Source organism: Pseudomonas sp. 05L36, from assembly GCF_056398125.1.
In genome coordinates, this window is the sequence record NZ_JBFTOU010000003.1 from 71,122 (window position 1) to 92,176 (window position 21,055).

21 protein-coding genes are annotated in these 21,055 nt (G+C 59.0%); 13 read left to right on the forward strand and 8 right to left on the reverse strand.

All coding sequences use genetic code 11. The features are described 5' to 3' along the window. The 5 genes from AC1DKH_RS04030 (at position 1) to AC1DKH_RS04050 (ending at position 4,382) form a co-directional block, all read left to right on the forward strand. Entirely contained in the window at positions 1-579 is a 579-nt protein-coding gene (locus AC1DKH_RS04030; protein WP_477797488.1) for an adhesin, read from the forward strand. A 64-nt stretch (positions 580-643) separates the two neighbouring features. Then, positions 644-1,498, forward strand: coding sequence for a heme utilization protein (locus AC1DKH_RS04035; RefSeq protein ID WP_477797489.1), 855 nt, complete (start codon positions 644-646; stop codon positions 1,496-1,498). A gap of 61 nt (positions 1,499-1,559) precedes the next feature. Beyond that, positions 1,560-2,240: a C39 family peptidase gene (locus AC1DKH_RS04040; protein ID WP_477761982.1), complete on the forward strand. Its 681-nt coding sequence runs from the start codon at positions 1,560-1,562 to the stop codon at positions 2,238-2,240. A 26-nt stretch (positions 2,241-2,266) separates the two neighbouring features. Continuing rightward, entirely contained in the window at positions 2,267-3,028 is a 762-nt protein-coding gene (locus tag AC1DKH_RS04045; RefSeq protein ID WP_477797490.1) for a hypothetical protein, read from the forward strand. A gap of 46 nt (positions 3,029-3,074) precedes the next feature. Beyond that, complete coding sequence (locus AC1DKH_RS04050) at positions 3,075-4,382, forward strand: hypothetical protein (protein ID WP_477797491.1); 1,308 nt, start codon at positions 3,075-3,077, stop codon at positions 4,380-4,382. A 55-nt stretch (positions 4,383-4,437) separates the two neighbouring features. Here the strand turns inward: AC1DKH_RS04050 and AC1DKH_RS04055 are convergent, their stop codons facing one another. Further along, entirely contained in the window at positions 4,438-5,763 is a 1,326-nt protein-coding gene (locus AC1DKH_RS04055) for a sigma-54 dependent transcriptional regulator (RefSeq protein ID WP_477797492.1), read from the reverse strand. Positions 5,764-6,105: 342 nt separating this feature from the next. Between AC1DKH_RS04055 and AC1DKH_RS04060 the strand changes: the two genes are divergently transcribed. The 3 genes from AC1DKH_RS04060 (at position 6,106) to nhaB (ending at position 9,531) form a co-directional block, all read left to right on the forward strand. Then, positions 6,106-6,372: a hypothetical protein gene (locus tag AC1DKH_RS04060; protein WP_477753790.1), complete on the forward strand. Its 267-nt coding sequence runs from the start codon at positions 6,106-6,108 to the stop codon at positions 6,370-6,372. Between the two features lie 288 nt (positions 6,373-6,660). After that, positions 6,661-7,950 carry an NHL repeat-containing protein gene (locus AC1DKH_RS04065; RefSeq protein WP_477797493.1) on the forward strand — a complete coding sequence of 430 codons (1,290 nt, stop codon included), beginning with the start codon at positions 6,661-6,663 and terminating at the stop codon, positions 7,948-7,950. 78 nt (positions 7,951-8,028) lie between these two features. Then, positions 8,029-9,531 carry a sodium/proton antiporter NhaB gene (gene nhaB, locus AC1DKH_RS04070; protein WP_477797494.1) on the forward strand — a complete coding sequence of 501 codons (1,503 nt, stop codon included), beginning with the start codon at positions 8,029-8,031 and terminating at the stop codon, positions 9,529-9,531. A gap of 90 nt (positions 9,532-9,621) precedes the next feature. On the opposite strand, the gene zwf is transcribed toward nhaB, so the two are convergent. Both zwf and gnd read right to left on the reverse strand, forming a co-directional pair. Continuing rightward, positions 9,622-11,136, reverse strand: a complete 1,515-nt coding sequence (gene zwf, locus AC1DKH_RS04075) for a glucose-6-phosphate dehydrogenase (protein WP_477797495.1) — start codon at positions 11,134-11,136, stop codon at positions 9,622-9,624. After that, positions 11,133-12,113, reverse strand: coding sequence for a phosphogluconate dehydrogenase (NAD(+)-dependent, decarboxylating) (gene gnd / locus AC1DKH_RS04080; RefSeq protein ID WP_477797496.1), 981 nt, complete (start codon positions 12,111-12,113; stop codon positions 11,133-11,135). The genes zwf and gnd overlap by 4 nt, the downstream gene beginning before the upstream one ends. A gap of 273 nt (positions 12,114-12,386) precedes the next feature. Here gnd and AC1DKH_RS04085 point away from each other — a divergent pair, with 273 nt between their 5' ends. Next, the gene (locus tag AC1DKH_RS04085) at positions 12,387-12,569 is read left to right on the forward strand and encodes a DUF6026 family protein (RefSeq protein WP_108217489.1); all 183 of its coding nucleotides are present in this window, start codon (positions 12,387-12,389) and stop codon (positions 12,567-12,569) included. Positions 12,570-12,771: 202 nt separating this feature from the next. Then, a complete protein-coding gene (locus AC1DKH_RS04090; RefSeq protein ID WP_007994798.1) occupies positions 12,772-12,981 on the forward strand; it encodes a hypothetical protein in 210 nt (69 codons plus the stop codon). A gap of 75 nt (positions 12,982-13,056) precedes the next feature. Here AC1DKH_RS04090 and AC1DKH_RS04095 read toward each other — a convergent pair whose 3' ends face one another. The 3 genes from AC1DKH_RS04095 to zapE all read right to left on the reverse strand — a co-directional run bounded on the left by AC1DKH_RS04095 (position 13,057) and on the right by zapE (position 15,393). Beyond that, on the reverse strand, positions 13,057-13,548 hold the full coding sequence (locus tag AC1DKH_RS04095) for a GNAT family N-acetyltransferase (RefSeq protein WP_477797497.1): 492 nt from the start codon (positions 13,546-13,548) through the stop codon (positions 13,057-13,059). A gap of 118 nt (positions 13,549-13,666) precedes the next feature. Beyond that, positions 13,667-14,248, reverse strand: coding sequence for a DinB family protein (locus tag AC1DKH_RS04100; RefSeq protein ID WP_477753784.1), 582 nt, complete (start codon positions 14,246-14,248; stop codon positions 13,667-13,669). A gap of 26 nt (positions 14,249-14,274) precedes the next feature. Next, positions 14,275-15,393, reverse strand: a complete 1,119-nt coding sequence (gene zapE / locus AC1DKH_RS04105; RefSeq protein WP_477797498.1) for a cell division protein ZapE — start codon at positions 15,391-15,393, stop codon at positions 14,275-14,277. Positions 15,394-15,551: 158 nt separating this feature from the next. On the opposite strand from zapE, the gene AC1DKH_RS04110 reads away from it, so the two are divergent. Then, positions 15,552-16,604, forward strand: a complete 1,053-nt coding sequence (locus AC1DKH_RS04110; RefSeq protein ID WP_477797499.1) for an aldo/keto reductase — start codon at positions 15,552-15,554, stop codon at positions 16,602-16,604. Between the two features lie 114 nt (positions 16,605-16,718). Here AC1DKH_RS04110 and speB read toward each other — a convergent pair whose 3' ends face one another. Continuing rightward, positions 16,719-17,678: an agmatinase gene (gene speB, locus AC1DKH_RS04115; RefSeq protein ID WP_477797500.1), complete on the reverse strand. Its 960-nt coding sequence runs from the start codon at positions 17,676-17,678 to the stop codon at positions 16,719-16,721. A gap of 20 nt (positions 17,679-17,698) precedes the next feature. Then, positions 17,699-18,790, reverse strand: a complete 1,092-nt coding sequence (locus AC1DKH_RS04120) for a polyamine ABC transporter substrate-binding protein (protein WP_477797501.1) — start codon at positions 18,788-18,790, stop codon at positions 17,699-17,701. 101 nt (positions 18,791-18,891) lie between these two features. On the opposite strand from AC1DKH_RS04120, the gene AC1DKH_RS04125 reads away from it, so the two are divergent. Further along, complete coding sequence (locus AC1DKH_RS04125) at positions 18,892-19,785, forward strand: LysR family transcriptional regulator (RefSeq protein WP_477797502.1); 894 nt, start codon at positions 18,892-18,894, stop codon at positions 19,783-19,785. A 163-nt stretch (positions 19,786-19,948) separates the two neighbouring features. Next, a complete protein-coding gene (locus AC1DKH_RS04130) occupies positions 19,949-21,055 on the forward strand; it encodes an enoyl-CoA hydratase/isomerase family protein (RefSeq protein ID WP_477754230.1) in 1,107 nt (368 codons plus the stop codon).

Here is a 21,055-nt window from a genome sequence, read left to right on the forward strand (position 1 = left end):
ATGAGTCGATCCCTCCTGTTACTTGCCCTGCTCGGCGGCACCAGTGTAATGGCCGATTCGGGCGTCAGTTCGGTTAACACCGCCTCCATCCAGGATTCCGGTACTCAATACCGAGGCAACTTCAACGTCAACCAGGCGGCCGGTGATCAACAGCAGCAGGCCAACGTCCGCGCAATCGCCATTGGTACCCAAGCCGGTGCGACCACCAGCGTCAGGCAAAAAATCACCACGCAGGCCAATCCATCGCTTGACGCGACAGCCAATATCGGCGGCACCTCTTTCAGTAATGGCAACGGCGTACTGGGTGTCAACCAGGGCGCCGGGGCGAACAACCAGATGGCCAACGCCATGCGCATCAGCATCAGCGCTGCCCCACAAGCCATCGACGATAGTGCCCTTTCTCAACAGAACGTGGCGTTGTTACCGAGCACGGGAGCAACTGGCACCCCAAACGGCAGTCGCCAGGTCGTGACAAGCGACCAGGCCTTCACCGGCAGCCGGGGAGTGATCCAGGTGAACCAGAGTGCCGGGGTGGGGAACCGAATGGCTAACACCCTGAGCATCCGGGTCTCTGACTGACCCCAATACAGTGCGATTAGGGACGTACCAACACTTGACCAACTAATGAGCACGGAGAAACACCATGAACCCGACAACTGCTCTCAAACCTCTGGCTTTTGCTCTGGCAGCAGTGATGGCATTCGCCGCACAAGCAGGCTCTCTTGCTGATGGTCAAGGCAACGGTCAGGGCACTGGGCAAGGCAACAACCTTCAGCCTGAAGGCCCGACTCTGGAACAGTTTCTGCAGATTACAGCAGGCGCCGGGGCCGCCGTGCTGGACTCGCAGGTCAGCAGTCACAACTCCGTATCGAACCAGGGCACCCAAAACGACGCTAAAGCCGATAACTCCCTGAACAACTCCAACGGCAACATGGGTGCCAACGTTGCAGCCGGTGACGGCAACCAACAAGACAACGCCGCCGCCCTTGCCACTGCTGACGAAAGCTTTATTTTCGGCACCGCCGTCGCCGTCTCCAGCGCGACACAGAGGAGCAACGGCAACACCGCCAGGAACCGCTCCAACACCAACAACACAACGCTCAATAACGCCGGCAACAGCGGTTCCGGCAACATCGGCATCAACGTGACCACTGGCGCCTTCAACCAACAGAAAAACAACCTGGCAATTGCCGTTTCGGGCGGCCGTGTAGCACTGGCGGCGGCAGCGGCCAACCAAAGCACGTCCGGGATGAAGGTCACCAACAACGGCAATCCCACGACTGATGTCGTACCCGTGGGTGTATTCGGTCTGGCTGGCGTAACCACCCAACAAGTGATGACTCCAGATAGCTGGAAACCCCCTGTAACCAACAATGCTTCGATAACGGGCTCGATGAACAACTTCTCCGGCAACGGCGGAGCGAACGTATCGTCCGGCGTAGGCAACCAGCAAAGCAACTCGCTGTCCATCGCCGCAGGCTGCAAACTTTGCCAGTAATCGCAATAGCAATGAAAGCCCCGGCGACGGGGCTTTTCTACAGCCCCAAGGCGTATCGATCATGCGTAAGACTGTCCTTTTCGCCCTGCTCTGCCTGTCTGGCCTGACCCAGGCCGCACAGATGCCGGTGGCCGCCCTGCCGGGTGGCGTGCTGGTATACAAGCACGTACAGAGTTTGCGTGAGCGCAAGTTCAGCGACATCGTCGAACAGAAAACCGATTTCAGCTGCGGTGCCGCCGCGCTGGCAACGATACTGCGCCAGGCCTATTGGCTTGACGTCGATGAGGAGCACATCATCAAAGGCATGCTGGTCACCGCAGACCAGGACCTTGTGCGTACCCAGGGTTTTTCCATGCTGGACATGAAGCGCTACATAGAGCGCATCGGCATGCGCGCCCGGGGCTACAAGATCCCGCCTGAAAGACTCGATGCAGTGACGATTCCGGTGGTGGTACTGATGGAAATTCGCGGCTACAAGCACTTTGTTGTGTTGCAGAGGGCGGACAAGCACTGGGTCTATATCGGCGACCCGGTACTCGGACACAAACGCTATTCCCATGATGACTTTGTCAAAGGCTGGAATGGCATCATCTTCGCTATCGTCGGTCCCGGTTACGACAAAACCAATGCGTTACGCAGTCCACCGGAACCACTGACAGCCAAGAACAAGATGGATAACTTCAACCCGGTCAAAGATGCTGAACTGATGGATTTTGGTTTCATACAGAGCGACTTCTTTTAATCGCCAATAAGATGATAGGGGGCAGGATGCTCCGGGAGCAGCAAATGAAAACCTCGTATTGGGTGGTCGCTGCCTGTCTGGCAGCGAACACTTCAGGTTTTGCTGATGAGTTCAGACCCATCGAGATCAAGGACCAGGAACTGGCCGAGTTGCGTGGCCGGTATGTGATGCCGGGGCGGATCATCAGCTTCGGTGTTGTCATGAGCAGTACCTGGCGCAATGACAGTGGTGATCTGATCGGGGCCTCCACCTCGATGCAACTTCAAGCCGCAACGGTCAAACCCGAGTTCTATGTTTCAACCATCAAGCAATCCGGTCATGGCGGTACGTCCAGGTCGGGCAGCGGTAACGTGACGGGGGGCGCTGCCCTGAGCACTTCCCGGGGCATAACCCAGGTCACACGGGCCGCAGGCGATGGCAACAGTTCAAACAACAACATTGCCATCAACGTCAAAGAGGCCAGCACGGCCCCTGCACTGGTGCCGAGCCAGGGCCAGGCGCTGATAGCCGGTCAAACCATTACCGGCAGCAATGCCGCAGGCAGTGTCGCCGTTTCCGCGACGAGCGGCGGTGTTCAGGTGGCCATTACCGCCAACAACAACCAGGGCTCAAGCCTGCAACAGGTCGCCCAAGGCGGGTTGCTGCAAAACACCCGGTTGCTGGGCAGCAGCAATGTGGTCAACAACATGACTCAACTCAACGTAGTGCTCAAGAATAATGGCCCCAGTGCAGGTGTATTGGACTTCAACCTGAACCAACTCGCTGCATTACGGACCTTGGGCTATTGAACTACGCTAAGTCTGGACCATTGGGCACAAATGGACGGCTTATTTCATGTACCGATCAGTATCACTGCGTGCAGTTGTATGCTTGAGTGCTCTACTCCCGGCGGCGATGGTGCAGGCAGCACCTGACCCGGAAATGGAGGCACTCAAACAAGAGCTTCTGGAGTTGAAACAACGATACGAAGTCCAGCAAAAAGCCCTGGCGGTACTGGAACAACGAATCCGCCAGGTTGAGGACCAGCCCGCATCTCCTCCCCCTAAACGCCTGGCCAAGTCGCCAGCAGACATGAAAGGCAATCCAAACGTCGCCACCGGCACCGGTGCGGCGGCCGCTTCAGGGGGTGCCGCCGGGGGCAGCGGCAGCTCGTATGGACAATCGTTGGCCGATGACTCACAACCGGCGCAAAGCGTTTCAAACCTGTATGACGAGGCCAGCGGGTTCTTCGGTGGTGGCAAGTTCAGCTTCGAAACCGGAATTACCTACTCCCGATACGATACCCGCCAACTGATCCTCAATGGCTTTCTCGCCCTGGACTCGATCTTTCTGGGCGCCATCAACCTGGACCGGATCAAGGCCGACACCTGGACGCTTGACCTCACCGGTCGCTACAACTTCAACAATCGCTGGCAGTTCGACCTGAACGTGCCGGTGGTCTACCGTCAATCCACCTACCAGTCCGGTGGCGGCAATAACGGCGCCGCCAACGTCACGACTGAAGATACCGTCAAGGAAGACCCGACCATAGGTGACGTCAACTTCGGTATCGCCTACAAATTCCTCGACGAGTCGGTCAACACCCCGGATGCCGTGGTCACCTTGCGCGTCAAGGCGCCGACCGGCAAAGATCCGTTCGGCATCAAGCTGATTCGGGTGGACGATAATTCCAACCTGGCCGTGCCTGAATCCTTGCCTACCGGTAATGGCGTCTGGGCGATTACACCGGGGATCTCTCTGGTCAAGACGTTCGATCCGGCAGTGCTGTTCGGCAGCCTGTCCTACACGCACAACCTGGAAGAGTCTTTCGGCGACATCAGTTCCAACCCGGCGGTCAAGACACCGGGCAAAGTACGCATTGGCGACAGCTTCCAGATTGGCGCCGGTATTGCGTTCGCCTTGAACGAAAAGATGAGTATGTCGTTCTCGGCCTCTGACCTGGTGCAACGCAAAAGCAAGCTCAAGGAAGATGGCGGGGATTGGCAATCGGTGGTCTCCAGCGATGCCAACGCCGGTTACTTCAACATCGGCATGACCATTGCGGCCACCGACAACCTGACTATCGTACCCAACCTGTCCATCGGCATGACAGACGATGCCCCGGACTTTCAGTTCAGCCTGAAACTTCCTTACTACTTCTGACCCGAATAAAAAAACCGCTGCAATCTCAACGGTTTTTTTGGTTTCCGGCTGCGGTTCAGCGAATCTGGTGCTTGTGCAACAACCGGTAGAAGGTTGGACGCGACACACCCAATACTTTGGCGGCGACACTCAGGTTATCGCTGTGGCGGTTCAATACATCGCACAATGCCTGGCGTTCGGCCCGGCTCTTGTATTCTTCGAGGGTGCCCATCGGCGCGGCGATTGTATGCTGACTGATCAACCCCAGATCACGGGCCTCGATCTGCCGGCCTTCGGCCAATACCAGCCCGCGACGAACGCGATTGGCCAGTTCGCGAACATTGCCTGGCCAGTCGTGTTTGCCCATGGCAATCAATGCGTCTTCGCTGAAACTGCGTGGGCGGCGCCCGGTTTCATGGCTGTAGAAATGGGAGAAGTGGTTGGCCAGCGCCGCCAGGTCGCCATGGCGCTCGCGCAGTGGAACGGTCGCCACTTGCAGTACGTTCAAGCGGTAATACAAGTCTTCGCGAAAGCGTTTCTTCTCGATGGCGGCTTCAAGGTCGACATTCGTTGCCGCCAGAACCCGCACATCCACCGGAATCGGCTGACTGCCGCCCACCCGCTCGATGTGTTTCTCCTGGAGGAACCGCAACAGGTTGGCCTGCAACTCCAGTGGCAGGTCACCGATCTCGTCGAGAAACAGAGTGCCACCGTTGGCGGCTTCTATCCGTCCGACCTTGCGTTGGTGCGCGCCGGTAAATGCGCCTTTCTCATGGCCAAACAGCTCGGACTGGATCAAGTGTTCGGGAATCGCGCCACAATTGATTGCGATAAAGGGTTTGCTGTGACGCTGGGACAGACGATGCAGGGTGCGTGCGACCAGTTCCTTGCCAGTGCCGCTTTCACCCCGAATCAACACCGGAGATTCTGTCGGAGCCAGTTTGTTCAACAGTTTTCGCAGTTCACGGATAGGTTTGCTGTCACCCAGCAATTCGTGCTCGGGCTGGTCAACATAGACCGTGCCCTGCCCGCGCAATCGCGCCATGCCAAACGCCCGGCCCAGCGTTACCTGAACCCGGGACACATCGAATGGCAAGGTATGAAAGTCAAAAAACCATTCACACACAAAGTCGCCGACATTTTGCAGGCGCAGCACTTCCTGATTGAGTACGGCTATCCATTCGGTGCCACTGCGGCTGATCAATTCCTTGACGGCTTCCGGGTGCTCAAGGTGAGAGGGCTGCAAGCGTAACAAGCCCACGTCACAGGTTCGGTCAGTGGCGTTCGCCAGCATGCAGCTATCAACGTCCCAACCGATAGCGCGCAATCCAGGGAGCAGACGATAGCAATCGTCACAGGGGTCCACCACTAATAAACGTCGTAAAGCAGGCGCATCGCTCATGACTGTTCCTTGGCGCTAAAATTAAGAAATTTTATTAAAAACAGTCATTTGGCAGACCTAACTGTAACATTAGCAAGAATTTGACAGAGCCTTGTACTGTTTGATTATAGGGACGCTGTAAAACCGGTTATAAGTTGCGATTATGTTAGTTACCTAACGACTCTTTCCTTTCATTGCGCTTTCAATGCCAGCCTCATTCTTGAGCCTATGAAATAAAGTGGAAATTTCTTTTGATTGTGTGTGACCCAACCCCCGGTTGCGGGCATCAGTACAAGTAACCAGCCGAACGGTAAGCCCAACCGACGGCACATCACTTGATTGGGCATACAGAGAGAAGACCCTATGAACGCCCCGCTCCGTATCAACGAAGCACTGCTGATTGCCGACCGCGCATTCAAACCATTCAAATGCGTGGCCTGGGCCCCACAAGACGGTAATGGCGAACTCAGCCTGACCGTTATCGACCGCACCAGCACCAGCATTGGCCGCAAGCAGATCCCAAGCAGTGCCTACTCCGACCCTCAACAACTTGAACGTCTGCTGGAACAGGCCCGCGCCGAACTGAGCGAGGAAGGTTACACACTGCAATCGTGGTCGATGCCGCACTAATCGTTTTGCGGATTACTCCGGGGTAGTCCGCACCCTCCCCCCTGCCATTAGTTATGGTTGATCGTTTTCACCGATCCGCACTCATTTCCCGCACAAATTCGAACTTTTGCGCACCCGGTACTTTGCAGGCTTGTCATTGGTTCGAAAAGACACTGTTGTGGCACACAACGACTCTCCGTCTGTGAGTTCTCACCATTGCGCATCTCATCATTCAGGGATTGAATATTCTCCCTACATAGTCGCCACCCAAACTTCTGGATCAAGACGACTCGCAAGGAGATGCGGCGCATGTCAATCCAGTCCGCTTTTGCCTTCTCCGCCACCCGGCACACCCCAGGGACCCTCGATACGACGTTTGCCGCCAACGGCAAAACCCAGGTGTATTTCGTCGACAGCCTTTCCAGCCTCGCCAATGACATTGCGATCGATGCGCAGGGCCGCTTGCTGGTAGCCGCAAAAGTCGCCATGGCCGATGGCAGCCGCTTTGGTCTGGCCCGCTTGCTGGAGGACGGTTGCGCAGACCTCGCGTTCGGCAAGCAAGGTAGTGTCATCGGCCAATTCGAACCGGGCTTCGAAGCCATGGGCGCCAAGGTTCTGGTCATGCCCGACGGCAATATCCTGTTGGCCGGGCTGCACTACGAAAACACGCACCGCACGCTCCCGGCCCTCGTCTTGCTGGATCAGCAGGGTCGCCTGGTTCAGAGCTTTGGCGATAATGGCCGCTGCGTCGTGCGATTGCCTGGCGGTCTGTCCCTGGGCATTCGTGATGCATGGCTGCCGCCCGGTGTGCCGGGCGCGGAAGCCTGCGATGTGGACGTACAACAAGATGGCCGGATCCTGATCCTGGCCAACCATCACTACGAACTGGCCGATCACGTCGGCCTGTTGATACGACTGGATGTCGAAGGCTCGCTGGACTGCTCGTTCAACGGTAGCGGCTTCGTGGTGGTCAGGCACCTGCTGATGAATACCTGGCTCAGCAACCTGACGGTACAACGTGATGGCCGAATTCTGGTCGGTGGATCGATCAACTTTCCTGAAGAAGGCTTGCTGGCACGCTATCACGCTGACGGCCGCCTCGACGACCGTTTTGCCGTGGATGGATTCATGACCTTCAAAGCGCAAGGGCATGGCTCCCGGGTCAGTCAGGTGGTCCAGCAAAACGAAGGTGACATCCTGTGTTTTGGCAGCAGTTGCGAGCCGATGCACTGCCTGACATTTAAAATGCACAGCAATGGCCGACCCGACAATCATTGCAACGGCGGACAACCACAGCGGCTGCAAATCGGTCACAGCGGATGCCAGTGGATCGCCGCGCAGTTACAGCCCGATGGCTGTGTGCTGGCGGCGGGTGCAACCATCGGCGGCGTTGAAGCAGACTTCATTGTCGGGCGATACCTGCCCAACGGCCATCCCGATCGCCGCTTTGGCAAAGGCTGTGGCTATACGCGTACTCGCCTGGGCCCCGGCCCGGATACCGCCACCTGTGTCACGGTGCAGGCCAATGGAAACATCGTGGCTGGCGGCTATTCGCTGCAGGGCAGTTACAAGGCAGTCGTCGCGCGCTTTCTAGGCTAAACCGATGGGTTTTTCCTGCGCTTGATCTTCTCGCCCGCTTACGGCAACTTGCGCGCTTCTTAAAACAAGGAGCAGCCGATGTCCGGTTCAATGGCCCAGGCGTTCGCGCACAACTTTCTCGGGAACTCGCCCCGTTGGTATAAGGCCTGCATCGTCGGCTTTCTGATTCTCAATGCCCTGGTGCTGTGGACCGCAGGCCCGGTGGCGGCCGGCTGGCTGCTGGTGCTGGAGTTCATCTTTACCCTGGCCATGGCGCTCAAGTGTTATCCGCTGATGCCCGGCGGCCTGTTATTGATTGAAGCCCTGCTGCTGAAGATGACCACGCCACAAGCGCTGTACGACGAGTTGTTGCACAATTTCCCGGTGATCCTGCTGCTGATGTTCATGGTGGCCGGTATCTATTTCATGAAGGACTTGTTGCTGTACCTGTTCTCGCGCCTGCTGTTGGGGGTTCGTTCCAAGGCCCTGCTGGCCCTGATGTTCTGCTTTCTGTCGGCGTTTCTGTCGGCGTTCCTCGATGCCTTGACCGTGACTGCCGTGATCATCAGTGCCGCCGTAGGCTTTTACTCGGTGTATCACCGCGTCGCCTCGGGTAACGATCCGCGTCTGGACAGCGAGTTCAGCGACGACAAACATCTGCCCACCCTCCATCAGGGTGATCTCGAACAGTTCCGCGCCTTTCTGCGCAGCCTGCTGATGCACGGTGCCGTGGGCACCGCATTGGGCGGTGTCTGCACGCTGGTCGGTGAGCCGCAGAACCTGCTGATCGGCCATGAAATGGGCTGGCACTTCTCCGACTTCTTTACCCGGGTTGCGCCGGTATCCCTGCCGGTACTGGTTGCCGGACTGGTGACGTGCGTTCTGCTGGAAAAGCTGCGCTGGTTCGGATACGGCACGCTGCTGCCGGATAACGTCCGCGCGGTACTGGCTAACTACGCCGCCGAAGACAATGCCGAGCGCACCACACGCCAACGTGCAGCGCTGCTGGTACAAGGCGTTGCCGCATTGATTCTGATTGCCGGGCTGGCGTTTCACATCGCCGAAGTGGGTTTGATCGGTTTGATGGTGATCGTGTTGATCACCGCCTTTACCGGTATCACCGACGAACACCGCCTGGGCACAGCATTCAAGGACGCCATGCCATTTACCGCATTGTTGGTGGTGTTTTTCGCCGTGGTCGCGGTGATTCACGATCAGCAACTGTTCGCCCCGCTGATCCACTGGGTGCTGGCGCTGCCGGCGGACCAACAACCGGGCATGCTGTTCATTGCCAATGGCCTGCTGTCCGCCATCAGCGACAACGTGTTCGTGGCAACCATTTACATCACCGAAGTGAAGCGCGCATTCATGGCGGGTGAGATGACCCGTGAGCATTTCGAGACGCTGGCCATTGCGATCAATACCGGCACCAACCTGCCTAGCGTGGCGACGCCCAACGGTCAGGCGGCGTTTCTGTTCTTGCTGACTTCGGCGATCGCACCGCTGGTACGCCTGTCTTACGGGCGGATGGTCTGGATGGCGTTGCCGTACACCGTGGTGATGGGCTTGCTCGGATGGTATGCAGTGAGCTACTGGCTCTGACACCGCGAGCCTTTGTGGCGAGGGGGCTTGCCCCCTCGCCACAAAGGCTCGCCCACAAGGTTTTTGCGTTGTTACAGAGGGAGGATTCCTTCATCCGAGGCGGTGCCAGACGCGGCCCTCGCGAGTCAGCAATTCTTCGCCGGCCTTGGGACCGTTTTCCCCGGCGGCATAGCCCTGCACGCTGGAATCCTGCTGCCAGGCATCCAGGAACGGTTGCACCGCGCGCCAGCCGTTCTCGATGTTGTCGGCGCGCTGGAACAGTGTCTGGTCGCCGGTCAGGCAATCGTAGATCAGGGTTTCGTAGCCGGTGGACGGCTGCATCTCGAAGAAGTCCTTGTAGGCAAACCCCAGCTCGATGTTGTCCATCTTCAGGGCCTGACCGGGACGCTTGGCCAACAGGTCGAACCACATGCCTTCGTTGGGCTGGATCTGAATGCGCAAATAGGTCGGCTGCAACTCGTCGACCTCGGTATCGCGGAACTGCGCATAGGGCGCCGGTTTGAAACAGATGACGATCTCGGTGTCACGCACGCTCATGCGTTTACCGGTACGCAGATAGAACGGCACGCCGACCCAGCGCCAGTTGTCGATCATGACCTTGAGGGCCACATAGGTTTCGGTATTGCTGTCGGGTGCGACCTTGTCTTCCTGGCGATAGCCTGGCAGTGCCTTGCCGTCGATCTCACCTGCAGTGTATTGACCGCGCACCGAGTTGGCGCGGGCCTCCTCCACCGTCCAGGGCCTGATCGCGCCGACGACCTTGGCTTTCTCGCCGCGCACCGCATCGGCGCCAAACGCGGCGGGTGGTTCCATCGCCACCATCGCCAGCAGCTGGAACAGGTGATTGGGCACCATGTCCCGCAGGGCGCCGGTGTGCTCATAAAAACTGCCACGGGTTTCCACGCCGACAGTTTCGGCGGCGGTGATCTGCACGTGATCGATGTAGTGATTGTTCCAGAACGCTTCGAACAGGCTGTTGGAAAAACGGCTGACCAGAATGTTCTGCACGGTTTCCTTGCCCAGGTAATGATCGATCCGGTAGATCTGCTTTTCCGTCATCACCTTGAGCAGGCAGGTGTTCAAAGCCTCGGCCGTTTGCAGGTCAGAGCCAAAGGGCTTTTCGATCACGACCCTTCTGAACGCCTCGGGGGTCTCCTCCAGCAAGCCGGCGGTACCGAGGCGGCGTGCCACTTCACTGAAGAAACGCGGTGCGGTGGCCAGGTAGAACACCGCATTGCCGGTTCCGCTGTCGGCGATTTTCGCCGCCAGCGCTTGATAAGTGCTGTCGTCCAGGAAATCGCCCTGGACGTAGCTGATGCCTTTGGCAAGTTTGGACCAGACCGCTGGATCAAGGGTGTGGTCACCCTTGCCAGCCATCTCGTTTCGAATGAATTCTTCGAGCTTTTGCGCAAAGCCTTCATCGCTGATGGCGTTGTGATCAACGCCGATGATCCGCAGTCCATCCCCGAGTAGCCCGTTGCGCTTGAGGTTATACAGCGCCGGCACCAACAGACGCTTGACCAGGTCACCGTGGGCGCCAAACAGAAACAGCGTCGTCGGTGGTGCGGGCTCAGCCTTGGATTTCCTGCGGATCACATGGGTCATTTTTTCGAGGTCTCCACGTGGCCGCCGAAGCCGAAGCGCTGGGCCGAGAGAATCTTGTCGCCAAAGGTGCCTTGACCACGGGAACGGTAGCGGGAGAACAGCGAGTTCGACAGCACCGGCACCGGTACCGCTTGCTCCATGGCGGCTTCGATGGTCCATTGACCTTCACCGCTGTCGGCCACGGACCCGGAGAAACCGTCGAGTTTCGGATCGCTGGCCAGGGCGTCGGCGGTCAGATCGAGCAGCCACGAGGACACCACGCTGCCACGCCGCCAGACTTCGGCAATGTCGGCGACGTTCAGGTCAAAACGCTGGTCTTGCGGCAGGCTCTCGCTGTTTTTGGTCTTGAGGATGTCGAAGCCTTCGGCGAAGGCCTGCATCATTCCGTACTCGATGCCATTGTGGATCATCTTCACGAAATGCCCGGCGCCAGCGGGACCGGCGTGAATATAGCCACGCTCGGCACGATCGTCGTCAGACTTGCGGTCCCTGGTGCGCGGGATGTCGCCCAGGCCCGGGGCCAGGGTTGCGAACAGCGGGTCGAGGCGCTTAACGGTCTCGGCATCGCCGCCGATCATCATGCAGTAACCGCGCTCCAGGCCCCATACGCCGCCGGAGGTACCGACGTCGATGTAATGCAGGCCTTTTTCCGACAGGGTTTTCGCCCGGCGGATATCGTCCTTATAGAAGGTGTTACCGCCGTCGATGATGGTGTCGCCGGCTTCGAGCAAGGTGCTCAGGGTGTCGATGGTTTCTTCGGTCGGCGCGCCGGCCGGCAGCATGACCCAGACCGCACGCGGCCTGGCCAGGCCAGCGACCAGCGCCGGCAGATCGGTGACGCCCGTGGAGCCTTCTGTGGCCAGGGCTTCGACAAAGGCGGTATTGCGATCGTAAACAACGGTGGTGTGCCCGTTGAGCATCAGGCGCCGCGCAATATTGCCGCCCATGCGGCCCAGTCCAATAATCCCGAGTTGCATGTGCTGATGCTCCCTACTACAAATAAAAGTGTGTCAAAGGTTATAGCCCAACGCGACTCATGAGGTTAGTCCAGAGCGTTGGCGTGAAGTTTCCGGGCATTGTGCCCGATCCTGATGGATAACGTCGGGAATCAAACCGAAGACACAACGACCATGAAAAATAAAAAAGTTCCCTTCGGGGGCAAAAGAAATCAAAATTGGCGCCGATAGTAGATCAGCCGTTGATTTTCGAGGCGGTTCTACAGTTGAGACACGCCATTTGCGAGGTGAGCAATGGGCACAGTACACACCGCACTGCCAGCACAAACCCTTTACGTCACAATCCGTCGTGATGAGTTGCGCCAGTTGAAGGACGAACGCGATCAATTGAAACAGGAGCTGGCGCAGTTGCGACTGCTGCTGCAAGCCAATCAGGTGCAGCCCCTGGCTGTCACGCAACGCGCCCCACTCGCCTGACCCCCCTCCTTTCTAGCGGGAGCAGTCTGCACTGCTTCCGCACCGGCTCGCGACCTTCTCCGAGCAGGCTTCCCGCGTTAGCCATGAAGGTCGTTGGTGAAGTTGATTCCCATTGAACGGATTCGGCGGATAATGCCATTTCGACACTGCTTCATTGATTCATGGACGAAAGGCATCCGACATCTGTAGTGGGAGGCAAACCATGAAACGCACCGCATTGATCCTCGCCGGCCTGATGGCCTTGGGCGCATCCAGCGCTTTTGCCGAAGGCGGAGCCGAACGCATGCGCTATTACTATGAAAGCCTGCGACTGGCCCAGCAACAAGCCTTGGGCCACCCCATCCAAAGCACTGAGCTGCGGGTTCCGGACGATCAAACCGCACAAATGACTGAAACCTACAGACCGAAATGATCCATGGACTTCTGACTCCAGGGTCACAGAAGACTGTCGGGCGTCCTGATGGACGCCCTTTTTTTGCCTGTTGAATCAGAGGCTCTTGATCCAGAACAGCATCCGTCCATGGGTCGGGTCGAACATGCCGGGGGCGAAACCGGCTTTTTCATAGGCCCCCTGGGCCACAGCGTTGCCTTCCAGCACTTCCAGGGTGAGCTTGCAGCAGCCACGCTGACGGGCGATGTCCTCGACTTTTTGCAGCATCTTCTGGCTCAAGCCCAGGCCGCGAAATTTTTTCACCACCGCCACATCGTGCACATTGACCAGCGGCCGGCAGGCAAAGGTGGAAAACCCCTCGAAGCAATTGACCAGTCCGGCCGGCTCGCCACCGACAAAGGCCAGCACACTGAAGGCGTGGGAACGCCTGGCGAGCTCTGCCGGGAGTTGCGCCAGTACATGGGCTGGCAACGGCTGGCCGCCGCCCATCGGGTCCTCGGCGTAGTGGTTCAACACCAGACAAATAGCCTCGGCATGCACCGGATTGGTGTAACTGGCCTGAAGCACAAGAATTTCTGCGGAGTCCATTTCCATCCTCGATCACACATGAAGTAGCCCCCAGCATGTATTTCACGCTGAAGTGCCCGCTGCACGATAGCGCGAGCACCGTGTTACCGACAATCGCAACCGTGGAATTCTTTGGCGCTCAAGCGCCCCAGATCAAGGCTTCCGTCCATCCCAGCCCGGCAAAATCCTCGGCCCGCAAGTGCGACTCACCGGCACAGAAAAACTCGTCGAGTTGCGGTGGCTGGACCGAGGTGCCGCTGAGCATGGCGTGAACCTGGCCGCGGTGATGGATCTGGTGTTCAAACAGATGGGACAGCAAGCGCAAGCGACTGTCGTGTTGCGGGGTGTCGCGGGCGATGGTCACGATTTTGCCGAGGTCGGCATCGCGCATCTGCTCGCAGTAGGCGATCAGCCGGCGGTCGACGTGGGCCTGTTCGCCAACGAGGTCCGTCGCCATGAGGCAGGGCTCGTCTTCCTTGAAAAACACCCGGCAATCGGGATGCGGATCGTCGCCGCGCAGTTCCCGCTCCAGGGCGTCCACATAGAACCAGTCACAGGTGAGGATGTGATTGAGCGTGGCGCGGATCGAGGGGAAGAAACTAACCCGGGGTGCGCTCAGTTCCTGCGGGCTCAACTGACGCCAGGCCTTGGCCAGTCGGTGATTGGCCCAGGCGTTCTGATAGGCCATGGTCAGCAAATGGTGTGACAGGGGCTGATTCATGTTCGCTGTTCCCGATCAAATCCTTATCAAACTTCGGCAAACCGTTGCAGTTGCATTTCCTGCAATCGACTGAGGGTGCGGCGGAACGGGAATTCCAGATAACCCTCAGTGTAAAGCGATGCCATTGGCACCTGCGCTTCAAGGTACAGCGGCACCTTGCGGTCGTAGCACTCGTCGACCAGGGCAATGAAGCGTCGCACACCGTCGTCATGCACCGATAACTGCGGCAACTCGCGATCCCCCGCGTCCACCCGCTCGACACCGTCCTCGGTGCCGCGAGCAATGCGCCCGGCGCGTTTCTGCGCGCTGAGGTTGGGCACCTCACTCAACAGAATAGCGCCGTAGGTATCGCACAGGGCGATGAAATCCATGGCCGCGAAGGGTTGTTCGCACAACGCGGCGTACCGGGTCCAGAGCACAGTCGGGCTGGCCTTGAGCACCTCAAGGGAACGGTAACCGACCTGGATCGAGTCGCTCGATACTGACTGGCCGACGCTCAACATCTGGAACACTTCATCCAGCGCACCGGGCTGACCGGCCTCGGCCACCCAGTAGCGTTGCGAACCGGCCCCCGGATGCAGGCGATGGTCTTCCCCGCCATCCACTGCAATTACCTGCATGTGCTGCTTGATCGCCGCGATGGCGGGCATGAAGCGGTCGCGATTGAATCCGTCGGCGTACAACTGGTCCGGCGGCAGATTGGAAGTGCAGACCACCACCACGCCCTGTTCGAACATCACCTGGAACAGGCGCCCGAGAATGATCGCGTCGCCGATGTCGTTGACGAACAACTCGTCGAAACACAGAACGCGCACTTCTTCGGCCAGTTCACGAGCCAACGCCTTGAGCGGATCGGCGGTGCCGGTCAGTTGAAACGAGCGCTGGTGCACCCAGCCCATGAAGTGGTGAAAGTGCTGGCGCCGCGCCGGTACTCGCAGACTTTGGTAGAACTGGTCCATCAACCAGGTCTTGCCCCGCCCCACCGGCCCCCACAGGTACACGCCGGAAATGGGCGAACGGCCTTCATGCAGCGCTTCGTGGCATTTTTGCAGCGCCCACACGGCATATTCCTGGGCCTCGTCCTGGACGAAGCCCTTTTGTTCGATGGCGTGCTGCCAGGCGCTTAAGGGGGAATCGATAGTCATGGGCGGCAGTATGCCATTGTGCATTGAAAACGCGACCGGTGATCGGCGGTTTTGTGCAGGAAAGAAAAGCACCTTGACGCACTAGATTGCCAGCATCATATTTTATAGATGTCGCAAACAATCTATTAAATCCTGTCGCCATCCTCTGGAGTCATCCCATGCATTTCAAAGTCTTCGGTCGTAAAACCGGCTTGCGTGTTTCCGAACTGGCGCTGGGCGCCGGTAATTTCGGTACCGGTTGGGGCCATGGCGCCGAGCGTGACGAAGCCAGGCGCATTTTTGAGGGTTATCGGGAGGCCGGCGGCAACTTCATCGATACCGCCAATGGCTATCAGGGCGGGCAGTCCGAGGCCATGCTCAGCGAATTCATCGCCGCAGAACGGGATAGCCTGGTCATCGCCACCAAATACACCCTCGGGACTACACCCGCAGCCGGCGTTTCCCACACTGGCAACAGTCGCAAGAACATGGTGCGCGCCGTCGAAGAAAGCCTGAAACGCCTGAAAACCGATCACATCGACCTGATCTGGGCCCACATGAGCGACGGCGTCACGCCCATGGAGGAGATCCTGCGCGGCTTCGACGACCTGGTCAGTGCCGGCAAGATTCATTACGCCGGGCTGTCGAACTTCCCTGCGTGGCGCATCGCCCGCGCCGACCTGCTGGCCGAGGTACGCGGTTTTGCGCCGATTGCCGCGATCCAGGTCGAGTACAGCCTCGCCGAACGCACCGCTGAGCGCGAACAACTGCCGATGGCCGAAGCCCTGGGCCTGGCCGCGACCCTGTGGTCGCCGCTGGGTGGCGGCTTCCTGACCGGTAAATATCGCAACAGCGCAGGCGACAACCGCGCGAACAAGCTCGGCGTACTGATTCATGCCGAAAAAAGCGCCCGTGAAACTGCCCTGCTCGACACCTTGATAAGCGTTGCCACAGAACTGGACGCCAGCCCCACCCATGTGGCCATTGCCTGGCTGCGGGAACAGGCCAAACGCTCGACCACGGCGCTGATTCCGATCCTCGGTTCCCGGACTCGTGAACAGCTGGACGCCACGTTGGGCGCGCTGAATGTGCAGTTGAGTGCTGAGCAACTGGCACGACTGGACGGCGTCAGTGACGTGGCCAAAGGCGTGCCGCATGAATCCATCAGCGGTTCATCCGCACGCTTCAGCGGTGGTCAGATCCTCGACCTGCCAATGATTCCAGTGGCCTGACACCTGCCAAAACTGTGGGAGCGAGCTTGCTCGCGATGAGGCCATGCCAGCCAACAGAGATGTTGAATGCAAGACCGCCATCGCGAGCAAGCTCGCTCCCACAGGGTTTGTGTACTACATATCGACCTTATGCCTGGCCGCATACAGACACAGCATCTCCATCGCCAGTGTCGCCGCCGCCAGTGATGTAATCTCTGCGCTGTCATAGGCCGGGGCCACTTCCACCACGTCCATGCCCACCAGATTGATCCCGCGTAGACCGCCGAGAATTTCCAGCGCCTGCACCGTACTCAAGCCGCCACACACCGGTGTTCCGGTGCCCGGAGCAAACGCCGGATCGAGGCAGTCGATGTCGAAGGTCAGGTACACGGGGTTGTCGCCGACCCGCGCCCGAATCGCCTCGACAATCGCTTCGCAGCCACGACGATGCACCTGCCGCGCGTCGAGCACTTGAAAGCCTTGATGATCATCGTTGGTGGTGCGCAAGCCGATTTGTACCGAACGTGACGGATCGACCAGCCCTTCCCTGGCCGCGTGCCAGAACATGGTGCCGTGATCGATGCGCTTGCCCTCTTCGTCCGGCCAGGTGTCGCTGTGGGCGTCGAAGTGGATCAGCGACAACGCCCCGTGCTTGCGGGCATGGGCCTTGAGCAGTGGATAGGTGATGAAATGGTCGCCACCAAAAGTCAGCATCGCGGTGCCGGCATTGAGGATGTGCTCGGCGTGGGCCTCAATCATTTCAGGTGTCGACTGCGGTGAGCCGTAATCGAAATCGCAATCGCCGTAGTCGATCACCGCCAGGTGATCGAACGGGTCAAACGTCCACGGCCAGTGCCGTTCCCAGGCGATCCCGGCAGAGGCGGCACGAATGCCCCGTGGTCCGAAGCGTGCGCCGGGGCGGTTGCTGGTGGCCGTGTCGAACGGCACGCCACTGACGGCCACATCAACGCCACGCAGGTCACGACTGTAGCGTCGACGCATGAAGCTGGTAATGCCGGCGTAGGTACTTTCGGCGGCCGTGCCGTAAAGGCTGTCACGGGTAAGGGCTTGATCGTTCTGCATCGGGACGTCCATTGAAGGCTCCTTCTCTTTTCTTATTGGCGGCTACGGAAAGTGGTCCACAAACGGGTGCGCTGGCGCATGTCCTTGAGGCTCATGCTGCGGTCGGCGTACAGCCGCTCACGCACATCAACCAACGGGTAGATGTCCGGATCGGTGCGCACGGCTTCATCCACCAGCGGCGTGGCTGCCTGATTCGCCGTGGCGAAGAACAACGTATTGGTCAGTGCCGCCACGGATTCGGGACGCAACATGAACTCGATAAAAGCGCGGGCGGCTTCGGGGTGCGGTGCATCCTTGGGAATCGCCAGGTTGTCCTGCCACACGAGGGTGCCGTCCTTGGGAATCCGGTAGGCAACTTCATAGGGTTTGTTGGCCTTGCGCGCCTGATCGGCGGCCATGCTCGCGTCACCGTTGTAGGTCAGAGCCAGGCACACGCTGCCATTGGCCAGATCGCTGATCTGCCGCCCGGTGGCGACGTACAGTACGTTCGGCTGTAGCTGATGCAGCAACGCTTCGGCGGCTGACAGATCGCTCTTGTCCGTGCTGTAGGGATCTTTGCCCAGGTAATGCAGTGCCAGTCCGATTATCTCTTGGGGCGAGTCGAGAATGGCAATACCGCAGTCCTTCAACTTGCTCGCGTACTCGGGTTTGAACAGCAGGTCCAGGCTGTTGAGGGGCACATCCGGCAAACGCTTCTTCACGGCTTCGACGTTCATGCCTAATCCCAACGTGCCCCAGGTATAAGGCACGCCGTAGCGGTTGCCCGGATCGACTGCGGCGAGCTTTTCCAGCAAATCCGGATCGAGGTTGGCGTAACCCTTGAGGTCCTCGTGGGGAATCGGTTTCAACGCCCCGGCCGCAAGGCCCCGGGCCAGCACGCTGGAGGACGGTACGACCACGTCATAACCGCTGCCGCCGGTGAGCAACTTGGTTTCCAGCACCTCAGAAGAATCGAAGGTGTCGTAGCGCACATGGATGCCCGTCTCCCGCTCGAACCGTTGCAGGGTTTCAGGAGCCACGTAATCGGCCCAGCTGTACAGATTGACCACCTTGTCTTCGGCCTGGGCCGATGCGGCCATGGCAAGGAACAGCGCGGGTAAACACAGCTTGAACATGGGAGCCATGACGAACACCTGACCAGAGGAAGTGGTTGCAGGATGCGTCGTCGGATACATTGGTGAAATACCAAGTTAATTAACCTGACTTTATGACGGAGTAATGTTTGATGCTCGGCCAACTGCATGATCTGGATCTGCAATTATTGCGGCTGTTCGTCAACGTGGTGGAGTGCGGCGGCTTCAGCGCAGCCCAGGGCGAGTTGGGGTTGAGCCAGTCGAGCATCAGCCAGCAAATGGCCAAACTGGAAACCCGCCTTGGCTATCGCTTGTGCAGTCGCGGCAAGGGCGGATTCAAGATCACTCCCAAGGGCGAGCAATTGCTCAGCGCCACCCGTGGACTGTTCGAGTCCATCGAAGCCTTCCGTCATCAATCCAACGGCGTGGCCGGACGCCTGATCGGCGAAGTGCGCCTGGGCCTGTCCGAAGCCCTGGATCAATCGGTGCTGCAACGGGTGGCCGAAGCAATCCGGCGCTTCCGTGAGCGGGACGAGTCGGTGCGTATCGAGCTGATCAGCGCCATGCCCGGCGAGATGGAACGCCTGCTGCTGCAACAGCGGCTGGACCTGGCCATCGGCTACTTCTCGCAAGTACAAAGTGCGTTTGACTACCGCGAACTGTTCATTGAAACCCAGCACCTGTATTGCGCCCCCGGCCATCCAATGTTCACCAACGCGAACCCGATCGATCAGGACCTGCAGGCCAGCGACCGGGTCGATCACCCCTACCGTTTCCTGCGCAGTGACGAACCCTTTCAGGGCAAGCGGTGTTCGGCACGTTCGGAGCAAGTCGAAGGCACCCTCGCCTTCATCCTTTCCGGTAAGCATGTCGGTTATTTGCCCAGCCACTTTGCCCGTGGCTGGGAAGACAAAGGTTTGCTCAGGGCCGTGCGCCGAGGCGACATGAGTTTCGATGTCGCGTTTCATCTGGCCCGGCATCGGGCTCAGGTGGCCGGCGATGCGCAGAAGGCGTTCGAAGAGGATCTGCTCGCGGCGTTTGCCTGAATACGCGTTGGTCTACGCTGAAACAGTGCCGGTCATCACCATGCAAAAATGCACAGACAACCTGCACTTATCCGGGTTGTACAAGGCAAATTTGCACTGATACGATCCGTCATCGCTCGCGCGCGAGCATCTCGATAAAGACAATAAAAGCAGGGAGTTAGTGATGACTGCTCAGGTTTCATCGAAGGGGACGCAGTTCATGGATGCCATGCACAACGATGTGCTGGCCGAAGTGCGCAACCACATTGGTCATCTGACCCTCAACCGCCCCGCCGGCCTCAATGCCCTCACCCTGGACATGGTGCTCAACCTGCACCGCCAGCTCGACGCCTGGGCCCAGGACTCGCAAGTGCATGCCGTGGTCTTGCGTGGTGCCGGGGAAAAAGCCTTCTGTGCCGGCGGCGACATTCGCTCGCTGCATGACAGCTTCAAAAGCGGCGACACCCTGCACGAAGATTTCTTCGTCGAGGAATACGCCCTCGACCTCGCGATCCACCACTACCGCAAACCGGTACTGGCCCTGATGGACGGTTTTGTCCTCGGCGGCGGCATGGGTCTGGTGCAAGGCGCAGACTTGCGCGTGGTCACCGAAAAAAGCCGCCTGGCGATGCCGGAAGTCGGCATCGGCTACTTCCCGGACGTCGGCGGCAGTTACTTCCTGCCGCGCATCCCTGGTGAACTGGGGATTTACCTCGGTGTCACCGGGGTACAAATTCGCGCCGCCGATGCGCTGTATTGCGGTCTGGCCGACTGGTACCTGGAAAGCGTCAAGCTGGGCGCCCTGGACGAAAAACTCGACCAGCTCGAATGGCACGACACGCCGCTCAAGGACCTGCAAGGCCTGTTGGCAACACTCGCCGTGCAGCAACTGCCAGATGCGCCACTGGCGACCTTGCGCCCGGCCATCGACCACTTCTTCGCCCAACCCGATGTGCCGAGTATTGTGAAGCAACTGCGTCAGGTAACGGTCGCCGACAGCCATGAGTGGGCGGTCACCACCGCCAACCTGCTGGAAACCCGCTCGCCGCTGGCCATGGCCGTGACTCTGGAAATGCTCCGTCGCGGACGCGAGCTGCCACTTGAACAATGTTTCGCCCTTGAACTGCATCTGGACCGCCAGTGGTTCGAGCGCGGCGACCTGATCGAGGGCGTGCGCGCCTTGCTGATCGACAAAGACAAGACACCCCGCTGGAACCCGCCCACCCTCGAGGCGCTGGACGCCGAACACGTGGCGAGCTTCTTCAGCGGGTTTGACCAGAGCGAGAGCTGA

What these genes read in the sequence shown, in the direction of transcription:
- AC1DKH_RS04030 (WP_477797488.1), top strand. Translation starts at nt 1, where the DNA reads ATGAGTCGATCCCTCCTGTTACTTGCCCTGCTCGGCGGCACCAGTGTA.
- AC1DKH_RS04035 (WP_477797489.1), top strand. Translation starts at nt 644, where the DNA reads ATGAACCCGACAACTGCTCTCAAACCTCTGGCTTTTGCTCTGGCAGCA.
- AC1DKH_RS04040 (WP_477761982.1), top strand. Translation starts at nt 1,560, where the DNA reads ATGCGTAAGACTGTCCTTTTCGCCCTGCTCTGCCTGTCTGGCCTGACC.
- AC1DKH_RS04045 (WP_477797490.1), top strand. Translation starts at nt 2,267, where the DNA reads ATGCTCCGGGAGCAGCAAATGAAAACCTCGTATTGGGTGGTCGCTGCC.
- AC1DKH_RS04050 (WP_477797491.1), top strand. Translation starts at nt 3,075, where the DNA reads ATGTACCGATCAGTATCACTGCGTGCAGTTGTATGCTTGAGTGCTCTA.
- AC1DKH_RS04055 (WP_477797492.1), bottom strand. Translation starts at nt 5,763, where the DNA reads ATGAGCGATGCGCCTGCTTTACGACGTTTATTAGTGGTGGACCCCTGT.
- AC1DKH_RS04060 (WP_477753790.1), top strand. Translation starts at nt 6,106, where the DNA reads ATGAACGCCCCGCTCCGTATCAACGAAGCACTGCTGATTGCCGACCGC.
- AC1DKH_RS04065 (WP_477797493.1), top strand. Translation starts at nt 6,661, where the DNA reads ATGTCAATCCAGTCCGCTTTTGCCTTCTCCGCCACCCGGCACACCCCA.
- nhaB (WP_477797494.1), top strand. Translation starts at nt 8,029, where the DNA reads ATGTCCGGTTCAATGGCCCAGGCGTTCGCGCACAACTTTCTCGGGAAC.
- zwf (WP_477797495.1), bottom strand. Translation starts at nt 11,136, where the DNA reads ATGACCCATGTGATCCGCAGGAAATCCAAGGCTGAGCCCGCACCACCG.
- gnd (WP_477797496.1), bottom strand. Translation starts at nt 12,113, where the DNA reads ATGCAACTCGGGATTATTGGACTGGGCCGCATGGGCGGCAATATTGCG.
- AC1DKH_RS04085 (WP_108217489.1), top strand. Translation starts at nt 12,387, where the DNA reads ATGGGCACAGTACACACCGCACTGCCAGCACAAACCCTTTACGTCACA.
- AC1DKH_RS04090 (WP_007994798.1), top strand. Translation starts at nt 12,772, where the DNA reads ATGAAACGCACCGCATTGATCCTCGCCGGCCTGATGGCCTTGGGCGCA.
- AC1DKH_RS04095 (WP_477797497.1), bottom strand. Translation starts at nt 13,548, where the DNA reads ATGGACTCCGCAGAAATTCTTGTGCTTCAGGCCAGTTACACCAATCCG.
- AC1DKH_RS04100 (WP_477753784.1), bottom strand. Translation starts at nt 14,248, where the DNA reads ATGAATCAGCCCCTGTCACACCATTTGCTGACCATGGCCTATCAGAAC.
- zapE (WP_477797498.1), bottom strand. Translation starts at nt 15,393, where the DNA reads ATGACTATCGATTCCCCCTTAAGCGCCTGGCAGCACGCCATCGAACAA.
- AC1DKH_RS04110 (WP_477797499.1), top strand. Translation starts at nt 15,552, where the DNA reads ATGCATTTCAAAGTCTTCGGTCGTAAAACCGGCTTGCGTGTTTCCGAA.
- speB (WP_477797500.1), bottom strand. Translation starts at nt 17,678, where the DNA reads ATGGACGTCCCGATGCAGAACGATCAAGCCCTTACCCGTGACAGCCTT.
- AC1DKH_RS04120 (WP_477797501.1), bottom strand. Translation starts at nt 18,790, where the DNA reads ATGGCTCCCATGTTCAAGCTGTGTTTACCCGCGCTGTTCCTTGCCATG.
- AC1DKH_RS04125 (WP_477797502.1), top strand. Translation starts at nt 18,892, where the DNA reads ATGCTCGGCCAACTGCATGATCTGGATCTGCAATTATTGCGGCTGTTC.
- AC1DKH_RS04130 (WP_477754230.1), top strand. Translation starts at nt 19,949, where the DNA reads ATGACTGCTCAGGTTTCATCGAAGGGGACGCAGTTCATGGATGCCATG.